Raw genomic sequence first — 8,775 nt, 5'->3', positions numbered from 1 at the left:
TGTACCGCTTGCTCGTATTGCTCTTCTTGCTCACTACCTGGAACTGCTTCCTCCGGGGCTGTCCGCCCCAGTATCAGGCTGTCCAGCTCAGAGGGAACTTCAGAGCACCTCCACGCCCGTCCCCCGTTCAGCGTATGACCGGGGTACGACCTCCACTGCTCTACGGGACCGGAGGGCAGATGCCGGAGCAGGGCCGGGAATCCGGAGCGGCCCGGGCAGCGCACAGCGGCGGGCCATGCGGCCGGCCGCTCTTTGCGGCGGCATCCGATACCGGGAGGGAGGCGGTTCGCCCGGCGGGCTTCACGACGCTCCACGTGCCGGTGGCCCTCGTTTCGCCGACCGCGGAGGACCGGCAGATCCCGCCCGGACTGGTCGGTCCGCCAAAGCCCCGGACAGCGGGCCCAGCACTGCCGCTGTCGCATGCGCCCTGCCGGTACGTGACGGCCTGCGGGCAGCCCCTGGTCGTGCCCGACGCCCGCGCCGCCGACCGGTTCCGTACCAGAAGCGCTGACGCGCGCCCTGGGAGAGCACCGGATCCGGGACAGGTTCCCCGCCGCCGTCTTGACCACGGGTCCGGCCCGGCGCCGGGTCGCGTGCGCACGCGGAAGACGTCTGCGGGCGAAACCCGTGAACGCGTCCGGCCACGACTCCCCCGTTGGCGGGCAGGCCGTTCGGGTGCAGTCGGCGCCGTGGCGGGATGGCGGCCGGATGCCGGGTAGGCGTCGGGTATGAACGCACACACCCTCGACACCTCGACGGCGGCCGGGCACACCGCGGTGCTCGACACCGCATCCACATGGTGGCTGACGGCCCTGGACCGGACCGAACGAACGACGGTGGCCGATCCGGTGATCAGGGCTCTCCAGCGTGGGATCCGTTCGCTCCCCCTGGGCGGGATGCGTGATCTGTTGCGCGGCCGGCCGCTGGGGCACCCCGTACATCCCGTGCTGGTTCAGCTGCCGATCGGCTGCTGGCTGTCGGCCGCCGTACTGGACGTCGTACCGGGGGCCCAGCGCGCGGCAACGACCCTCACCGCCGTCGGGCTGGCCGGGGTTGCCCCGGCAGCGGTCGCCGGCTGGGCGGACTGGGCCGACCTCCCGCCCGAGCAGGCCCGGGTCGGGCTGGCCCACGCGGTATCCAACGTGGCGGCGGTGGCCTGCTACGCCGCCTCCCTGACGGCCCGGCTCCGCGGCCGCTCGGCGAAGGGCACGCTGTGGTCATGGGGCGGGCTGACGGCGGTCGCGGTCAGTGGTGCGCTGGGCGGACACGTGGCCTACCGGCAGGCCGTCGGACCGCATCCGGCGGCCTAGTGTCTTGTGGGTGGCCGCCCGTAGGGCGGGGCCGGGGGCCTGGCCTCGCTGGCGAGACGATGCACTGCGTGGCCCCCGAAGTCTCATGCGGCCCGCGCAGGGGGCCGCGGTCATGGGCGACACAGGGTCCCCGCCCTGCAATCTCCCTGTCCGGAATGACCTCGCATTCAGAGCAACACTCGGTCGCCCTCGGCAACCCGGAGGGCGCCCTGTTCACCGTTCTCGCCCCGCAGGATTGACTGCACCGGTCACCTCGGCGGACGCCCCCACACGGTGTCGCGCGTCTCCTCGTCCCGGCCGACGCCCGATGGGCGGCCCGGTCACCTGCCGGTATCGGGTACGGGATCCAGGCGTTCGCCCGGGCTGCCCTGCTGCTGGGGCCCCGGCACCGCCGCCGTCACCCGCGTACGACTGCACGCACGTTCCCGATGCTGCCGCAGTCGGCCGCGAGCTGCCGCTCCCGCTCCCGCAGGAATGCAGCCCCGAGCTCAGCCCTCCGCTCGTCGGGCACGTTCTCCCTGGCGTCGTTGAGGATCGTCCGCTCCTCCTCGTCGAGGTGGTGGGAGACCGCCTTGGCCAGGTCCTCCAAGCGCGCGTCCCACTCGTCGGAACCCACCTCGGACACCTCGAGCAGCGCCAGGAGGGCCTCGTTGCCCTCGGCGTGCTCCTCGGAGCCGTGTTCGACGTCCTCGTTGTCGACGTCCTTGAACCTTTTCAGCGCGCCGTACACCTCGGCCTCCTCGGCCTCGCCGTGCGCGATGAGCAGCGCGGAGAACTTCGCGAGGGCGCCCGCCCGGTCCGCCTCCACACTACGCATCCGGCGAAAGAGGTCCTCCATCGTGCGGTGGTCCTTGAGGATCACGGCGACGACGTCGTGATCCAGTTGCTTCTCCGCGGCCATGCCACGTACCTCCTGCTCCCGGTCCTCCTGCTCCCGGTCTTCGCTTCACGTGGCGCTTGCTCGATGGCGGTGAGTTCAAACCCGGCCGGCGGGGTCGGCGCCGGCCTTGCGGGTTTCTGCGGCGCCCACCGGGGCAGCCGCGTGACGAGAAACGAAGAGCCCCCGGAACGGAGGCCTGAAGATGTCAACCAATTCGCTGATAGCCGTCATCGTCGTGGCGGTGGTCGTCGTGCTCGCGCTCGCGGCGCTGCTGTGGATGCTGGCCCGGCGACGCCACCTGCGTGAACAGTTCGGGCCGGAGTACGACCGCACTGTCGAGGAGCGCGGCGACAAGCGCTCCGCCGAGCGCGATCTGCGCGCCCGCGAGGAGCGGCACGACCAGCTCGACATCAAGGAGCTGTCGCCCGAGCGCCGGCGCCAGTACGCGGACGAGTGGACGCGTGTGCAGCAGCAGTTCGTGGACCGGCCGGAAGGTTCCGTTGCAGGGGCCGACGATCTCCTGACCCGGCTGATGGGTGAGCGTGGCTATCCCACCGACGGGTACGACGGGCAGCTGCGCGACCTGTCCGTGGAGCACGGGCGCACGCTCGAGGAATACCGGGCCGCCCACGCCGTCAAGGTGCGCAGCGGTGCAGGAGAGGCCACGACAGAGGAGCTGCGCGGGGCGTTGGTGCACTACCGCGCCCTGTTCGAAGATCTCCTCTCCGACCAGAGGAGCCGATGACATGCGCGACCACGAAGAGAAGGCGGGGCGGGAGTCCGAGCCCGCCCTGACGACGGAAGACCTCGCACGTCCGGCGCCGTCCCGTGACCGGGACGCGGCCGTCTACCCCGGCGAGGCCACCGGCGGGCAGAGAGACGCGACGCAGGCACCGGCGGAGGAGCCTGCCGGGGACCAGGAAAGGGAGCCGGGTCGCGAACCCGAGAGCAAAGAGGAACCGCTGCTGGGCACCGCGGAGGCGGAGCGGTACCGCACCAGGTGGAGCGAGATCCAGGGCCGGTTCGTCGACGACCCTCAGGAAGCGGTCCGGTCGGCGGACGCCTTGGTGGCGGAGGTCATGCAGAGCTTCGCGGGCACCCTCTCCGAGCACCGGAGCGGGCTCGAGAAGCAGTGGGACCAAGGGGAGCAGGTGGCCACCGAGGACTTGCGGCAGGCTCTGCGGGCCTACCGTTCGCTGGTCAACCGGCTGCTGGACACCTGAGCCGCCAGATCCGGACGTGCTCGTGCCTCACCGGGCCACTCTTGGGTTCTAGTCAACGTCGCAACACCCGCACACCGGGTAGGCGAGGAAAGACACGAGCAGCACTGCTGGGGAACGCCCGAACGGCAACCGGGTGTCCCCCAGAAGGGAAGCAGAGATTCCTCGAACTGACACGCGAAGGCGTGAGCATCAGGGGAGCCAGCCGCATCGCCGGAATCAACCGCAGAACCGGGCAAGAGTGGCTGAATGGACGTGCTGAGCGCGTAACCGCCCGGGAGGGCATGAGCAAGGCAATCCGGGCTGCGGTGCACCCGGTCGTTGGCGCTCCACCCAAAGTTCGCCCCCAACCTGCGCACGGGCGAGCTGAAAGCCCCCGTGGGCCCCGCTTCGAGCCGCTACCTGTCAGAGGAGGAGCGCATGCGGGTCGCCGACCTGCGACGGGATAGGAAGTCCATCTGATTGATCGCGGCGACCCTGGGCCGCAACCCGTCGACCGTCAGCCCTGAGATCCGGCGCAACTGCAACCCCGCCGTCGGGCCGACCCACGCGGCGTACTACCGCCCTTTCGCCGCACAGAAGCGGGCGGAGTCGCGGCGGCCGCGCTCCAAGGAGCGAAGACTCGAAATCTGCCCTGCGCTGCAAGCCTTCGTCCAGGCGCACCTGGACGAGAAGTGGAGCCCCGAGCAGATCGCGAACATCCTCCGCCGAGGTTCTTCCTTCTCGCTATTCGGCCCGTGCGGGGACCGTGCCCGCTCGCTGCGCGGATGCCCCTGGCGCCTGCCCCGTGAGACGGACCTCAACCGGAGTCGGCGCAGGACCGGGCGAAGAGGCTGGCCGGGGACCCGTTCGTACTGGACCTGCGCGCGCAGTACCGGGGACGGGCGTGCCATGCTCAAGGGATGAAGGGCGATGCCGCGGGCGAGGGTGCCGCACCCGAGGTGCTGGCGCTCGCCAAGGTGGTAGCCAGGCTGCGGTCAGAGATCGTGGACCTGGAAGACGTCGCCGCGACCACGGCCGTCGTCGAGCGGGCCAAGGGCGTCCTGATGGCCCAGGCGGGCGTATCCGCCGACACGGCCTACGAGATCCTCCTCAGCCGCGCCGGTGACCGGGGCCGCACCCTGCTGGAGGAGTGCTGGATCCTCCTGGGCCGGATACACTCGCGCCCGCCGCCCCGGCGCGCGCCCGCCGACCCGCCCACCGCCGCCGCGGCCACCGTCGTGGTGAAGGAGCCGCCCGCCCCGGCCTTCGGCGCCGGGGGCCATCTCGTGGGCGGCGCCGCGCTGCGCCCGCTCCTGGCCCGGCTCGCTGCCGGCCTGACGACGGCCCACGGCGGGGATGACGTCGCGGAGCTGCTACGGACCGTGCTCGGCGGGGACGCCGGCGTTGATGCGGTGATGATCTACTCCCTGACCTCCGCCGGGAGCCTGGAGCTGACCGGCCGCGCCGGAATCGACGAGGAGCTGGCCGAGCAGTGGCGCCACATACCCCCGCTCAGCGGCGTCGCCGCCCACGAGGCCATCGCCGGGGGCCGCGCCCTGTGGTTGGAGGACCCGGCCGAGGACGCCCGCCGGTACCTGCTCATCGCGGAGCCGCCGGACCGGTGGCCCTCGCGCGCCTGGCTCCCCGTACCCGTCGACGGGCCCGCGACGGTTGCCATCGGCTTCCTGCGGACGCAGCTGGGTCCCTTCGCTGCCGACACCCGGGCGCTGCTGCGGCAGGCGGCCCGGTTGTGCGCAGGCTCGCTGGGGCTGCCGGAGCGGCCCCGCGACGCCGGTACCGAGGGGGTCGATGACGGCGTCGACGTGACGTCCGTCCAGCGGATGCTGGACGCGCTGGCCGGACCCGCGATCCTGCTCACTCCGCTGCGCTCGAAGGCGGGCGAGGTGGAGGACTACCGCATCGACGCGGCGGCGCCCGAGTCGGTGGACGTGGCCGGGAGGCGCGGCAAGGAGCTCGTGGGCCGCCGGATCCTGGAAACGTACCCGACCGTGGTGGGCACCCCCCTGTGGGGCGGATATCTGGAGACCCTCACCACGGGGACCGGGTACGAGGGAGGACCCTTCACCTATGAAGAGGTGGTCGCCGGCGTGCCGCGCAGGTCCGTCTACTCGGTCCGGGCATCCAGGCTGGGAGACCGCCTGGTCGTGTCGTGGATCCGCCACGACACCAGCGAGCGCGAGGCGCGCCGGCTCGCCGACATGCAGCGGTTGGGCACCCTCGGTTGGGCGGACTGGAACCTGGCGACCGGGACCATCACCTGGTCCGATCAGATGTACGCCATCCTCGGCCGCGATCCCCGGGACGGGCCGATGACACTGGAGGAAGTACCGCGGTACCTCCTGCCCGACGACCTTCCGGTCGTGGCCGCGGCCGTCCAGCGGCTGCTGAGCGAGGGGGAGGCCGTCGACCAGCCGTTCCGGATCGCCACCGCGCGCGGAGTGCGGCACCTGCGGTTCGTGGCCGAGGCCCTGACGGACGCCGACGGCACCCCGATCGAGGTGCACGGCTTCTTCCAGGACCTCAGCGCGCAGCGCGGCGCCGAGCTCGCGCTGCTCGAGAGCGAACGAGCCGTCCTCCTCCAGCGCGGCATGCTGCAGGCCGAACGGGCGCTCGCCGCACGCCTCCAGGAGACCCTGCTGCCGATTCCCGATCAGTCCCTGGAGCTGGCCGGTCTGTTCATCGACGTCGCCTACGTTCCCGCCGACCGGGGGGTCAACGTCAGCGGCGACTGGTACAGTGCCATCGAACTGCCGGACGGCAGCGCCCTGTTCGTCGTCGGGGACGTGGCCGGCCACGGTCTGGCCGCCGTCGGCACCATGGCCCAGCTGCGGTTCACCGCGAAGGGCATGACGATCACCGGCTCCCCCCTGCCCGACGTCCTGCGCCGGCTCAACACCCTCTTGCTCCATACCGCGTCGGACCCGTCCGGCATCGCCACCGCCACCATGGTCATGGCCCGGTACCAGCCCTGGGACCGGCGTCTGACCTGGGTCCGGGCAGGCCACCTGCCCCCCTTGCTGGTCCGCGGCGACCGGGCGGGCTTCCTGGAACAGCCGCCGGGCACCCTCCTCGGCGCCACTTTCGACACTTCCTATGAGCAGGCCGTCATCGACCTGTTGCCGGGCGACCGCCTGCTGTTCTACACCGACGGACTCGTGGAGAAACCGGGCGAGGATCTGGAGATCGGGCTCGACCGGCTGGCCGCGGCCACCATGCGGCTCCTCCGGGAGGGGCACGGCGAAACCCTCGCCCGTACGCTCGCCGCGCTGTGCCCGGGCAACCGCGACGACATCTGCGTCCTGGACATCCATGTCCCGGACGACCCATGATCCGCTGCACCGGGCACGGCCCGCGCCGCGCAAGCGCCTGGACCTCTGCCCGGTCTCGCACTTGGACGGCAAGCGACCGGGTAGGCGCAGTACGCCCCGAAGAACTCGGACGGGAGAAGCCATGACAACCTCAGCCGTTCATCTGACCGGGCACGGAGAGGGGGTGTGTGCGTGATGCCCACGACGAGCGGAGAACGTTTCACCATCGAGGCGAAGTCCCTCCCGGAGGCGACGGTTCTGGTCACGGCGGGGGAACTCGACCACGACACCGCCGAGCCCCTGCGGCAGGCGCTGGACGCAGCGTGTCGGGAGGGCGGGAGACTGCTGGTGGATCTCAGCCGCCTGGATTTCTGCGACTCCACAGGATTGAACCTGTTGTTGAGCGGCCGGCTCGCGGTCCAGGAGGCGGGCGGCAGCCTCGAACTCATCGGCCTATACCCCCCGGTCGCACGCATGTTCTACATCACGGGCGCGGACCGGCTCTTCCAGGTCCACCCCGATGTGGAAGCCGCGCTGGCCCATCCCCGGCGCGCGTAGCGGAGGAGCACACATGGACGTGGGCCGGTCACCGGAGGTGACCCGACGCCTCGCGCTACGCAGCGCCGCGAACGCGGTCACCCGTTGCCGCGACTTCACGCGTCAGACTCTCGCCGAGTGGCGCTGGCCACCGGGCCCCGGGGACGACACGTCCGGGTCGGACCTCACCGACGACGCCCTGCTCCTGGTCTCCGAAGTCATTGCCAACGCCTGCCTGCACGCAGGCGGGCCAACGTCCCTGGTGCTGCGCTGCACCGCCGAGCGGCTACGGATCGAAGTGACGGACGAGAGCCCCACCCCACCACGGACCAGGCACCGTTTCGACCCGTCCCGGCCCGGCGGGCACGGACTGCTCATCGTGGAAAGGCTGGGCCGGAAGTGGGGGTGGAGTCCCGCGGTCGCAGGCCCGGGCAAATGCGTGTGGGTGGAGATGGACTCCCACTGAGCCCCGCCCCCAGCGGTCAGTTCTCGGCGGTGGAGCGGATCCGCGCCCACAGCGGCAACGCGAACCACCACAGCAGGTACCAGTCCAGCACGCCACCCACGACCCACGGCACGAGGGCGTTGTTGTGTGTCGCGACCCGCAACACGAGCAACAGGGCCGCGGTACAGGTGCCAAGCAGCAGGACCAGGCCCATGAAGGTCAGGTGAAGGCCAGGCGCGCGCTTCGAGCACGGCCCGCACCCTGGGGTCGGCGCCCCGTCCCTGTTGTGGCCCGGGGGCGTGAACGGGGTCTGACCGCTTTCGTGGTAGGCGGCCAACGCATCGAGTACTGGTGCCTTCGACTGGTCCATGCCCCGCGCCTGCCCCGTGACCGTGGGAGAAAACGGACATCCGGCGGTGAGCGCGCCGCAGCCCATGGAGCCCGCTCCTGGCGGACCTGGTCACCGGGCTGGACCGAGATGCTGCTCCAGCCAGTCCGCGGCAGGCCGCCGGTAGAGCCTCCGGTTGTCCGCCCGCAGGAACTCGTGCCGCTCGTTGCACAACATCAGCTGCCATGCCGGCACGCCGCGGTCGCGCCGCGCGGACGAACTGTTCCGACTCCGTCGGCAGCACGTTCGTATCGTTTTCGCCGTGGACGGCCAGCACAGGGGCGCGGAGCTGTTCGATGCGGCTCATCGGGGACAGGGCGCGCAGCAGTTCCCGGTCGTGTTCGGGGTGCCCGTGCTTGGCGGCTGCGGACTGCGCGATCCACGCCTCCGTACCGGCGAAGAACGTGGCGAAGTCCGACGTCCCGCAGGCCGCGGGACCCGGCCCGCAAAAGGTCCGGACGCCACACGAGGGAGGTCATGGTGAGGTAGCCGCAGTACGAGCGGCCCATCACCCCCAGCCTCAGGGGATCCGCGTACCCGAGCGAAACCACAAAGTGCGGCGCAGTCGACTATCGCCGCGAGCCGGCCGGCGCCGAGGCCGGCGTCCCGCGCCACGACTTCCGGTGGTCCCAGCGGTCACCGGCCCGCTGGTCGTCTGCGTCCATGCAGCGGGCGTGCCCGGCC

At 71.4% G+C, this 8,775-nt stretch carries 8 protein-coding genes and 2 pseudogenes; 7 read left to right on the top strand and 3 right to left on the bottom strand.

Going from position 1 to position 8,775, the window contains the following annotated elements:
• The first annotated feature begins 728 nt into the window (after nt 1-728).
• Nucleotides 729-1,310, top strand: a complete 582-nt coding sequence (locus tag ABTY04_RS36365; RefSeq protein WP_352217714.1) for a DUF2231 domain-containing protein — start codon at nt 729-731, stop codon at nt 1,308-1,310.
• 397 nt (nt 1,311-1,707) lie between these two features.
• Here the strand turns inward: ABTY04_RS36365 and ABTY04_RS36360 are convergent, their stop codons facing one another.
• Nucleotides 1,708-2,211: a hemerythrin domain-containing protein gene (locus tag ABTY04_RS36360; protein ID WP_352217713.1), complete on the bottom strand. Its 504-nt coding sequence runs from the start codon at nt 2,209-2,211 to the stop codon at nt 1,708-1,710.
• A gap of 181 nt (nt 2,212-2,392) precedes the next feature.
• Between ABTY04_RS36360 and ABTY04_RS36355 the strand changes: the two genes are divergently transcribed.
• The 6 genes from ABTY04_RS36355 to ABTY04_RS36330 all read left to right on the top strand — a co-directional run bounded on the left by ABTY04_RS36355 (nt 2,393) and on the right by ABTY04_RS36330 (nt 7,724).
• Entirely contained in the window at nt 2,393-2,935 is a 543-nt protein-coding gene (locus ABTY04_RS36355; protein WP_352217712.1) for a hypothetical protein, read from the top strand.
• Nucleotide 2,936: 1 nt separating this feature from the next.
• The gene (locus tag ABTY04_RS36350; RefSeq protein WP_352217711.1) at nt 2,937-3,413 is read left to right on the top strand and encodes a hypothetical protein; all 477 of its coding nucleotides are present in this window, start codon (nt 2,937-2,939) and stop codon (nt 3,411-3,413) included.
• A gap of 459 nt (nt 3,414-3,872) precedes the next feature.
• Nucleotides 3,873-4,316 carry a hypothetical protein gene (locus ABTY04_RS36345; protein ID WP_352217710.1) on the top strand — a complete coding sequence of 148 codons (444 nt, stop codon included), beginning with the start codon at nt 3,873-3,875 and terminating at the stop codon, nt 4,314-4,316.
• Nucleotides 4,313-6,742 carry a SpoIIE family protein phosphatase gene (locus tag ABTY04_RS36340; RefSeq protein ID WP_352217709.1) on the top strand — a complete coding sequence of 810 codons (2,430 nt, stop codon included), beginning with the start codon at nt 4,313-4,315 and terminating at the stop codon, nt 6,740-6,742. The genes ABTY04_RS36345 and ABTY04_RS36340 overlap by 4 nt, the downstream gene beginning before the upstream one ends.
• Nucleotides 6,743-6,916: 174 nt before the next feature.
• Nucleotides 6,917-7,279, top strand: a complete 363-nt coding sequence (locus ABTY04_RS36335) for an STAS domain-containing protein (protein ID WP_352217716.1) — start codon at nt 6,917-6,919, stop codon at nt 7,277-7,279.
• Nucleotides 7,280-7,292: 13 nt separating this feature from the next.
• A complete protein-coding gene (locus ABTY04_RS36330; RefSeq protein WP_352217708.1) occupies nt 7,293-7,724 on the top strand; it encodes an ATP-binding protein in 432 nt (143 codons plus the stop codon).
• 16 nt (nt 7,725-7,740) lie between these two features.
• Here the strand turns inward: ABTY04_RS36330 and ABTY04_RS36325 are convergent.
• Both ABTY04_RS36325 and ABTY04_RS36320 read right to left on the bottom strand, forming a co-directional pair.
• Nucleotides 7,741-7,926, bottom strand: a pseudogene (locus ABTY04_RS36325) (DUF6328 family protein); the annotation flags it as partial.
• Nucleotides 7,927-8,163: 237 nt separating this feature from the next.
• A pseudogene (locus tag ABTY04_RS36320) lies at nt 8,164-8,697 on the bottom strand (alpha/beta hydrolase family protein); the annotation flags it as partial.
• Between the last annotated feature and the right edge of the window lie 78 nt (nt 8,698-8,775).

This window comes from Streptomyces sp. NPDC097981 (assembly GCF_040302565.1).
Taxonomy (GTDB): Bacteria; Actinomycetota; Actinomycetes; order Streptomycetales; family Streptomycetaceae; genus Streptomyces.
The sequence above is the reverse complement of the archived record's forward strand: the minus strand, read 5'-3'. Positions and strand labels throughout refer to the sequence as shown.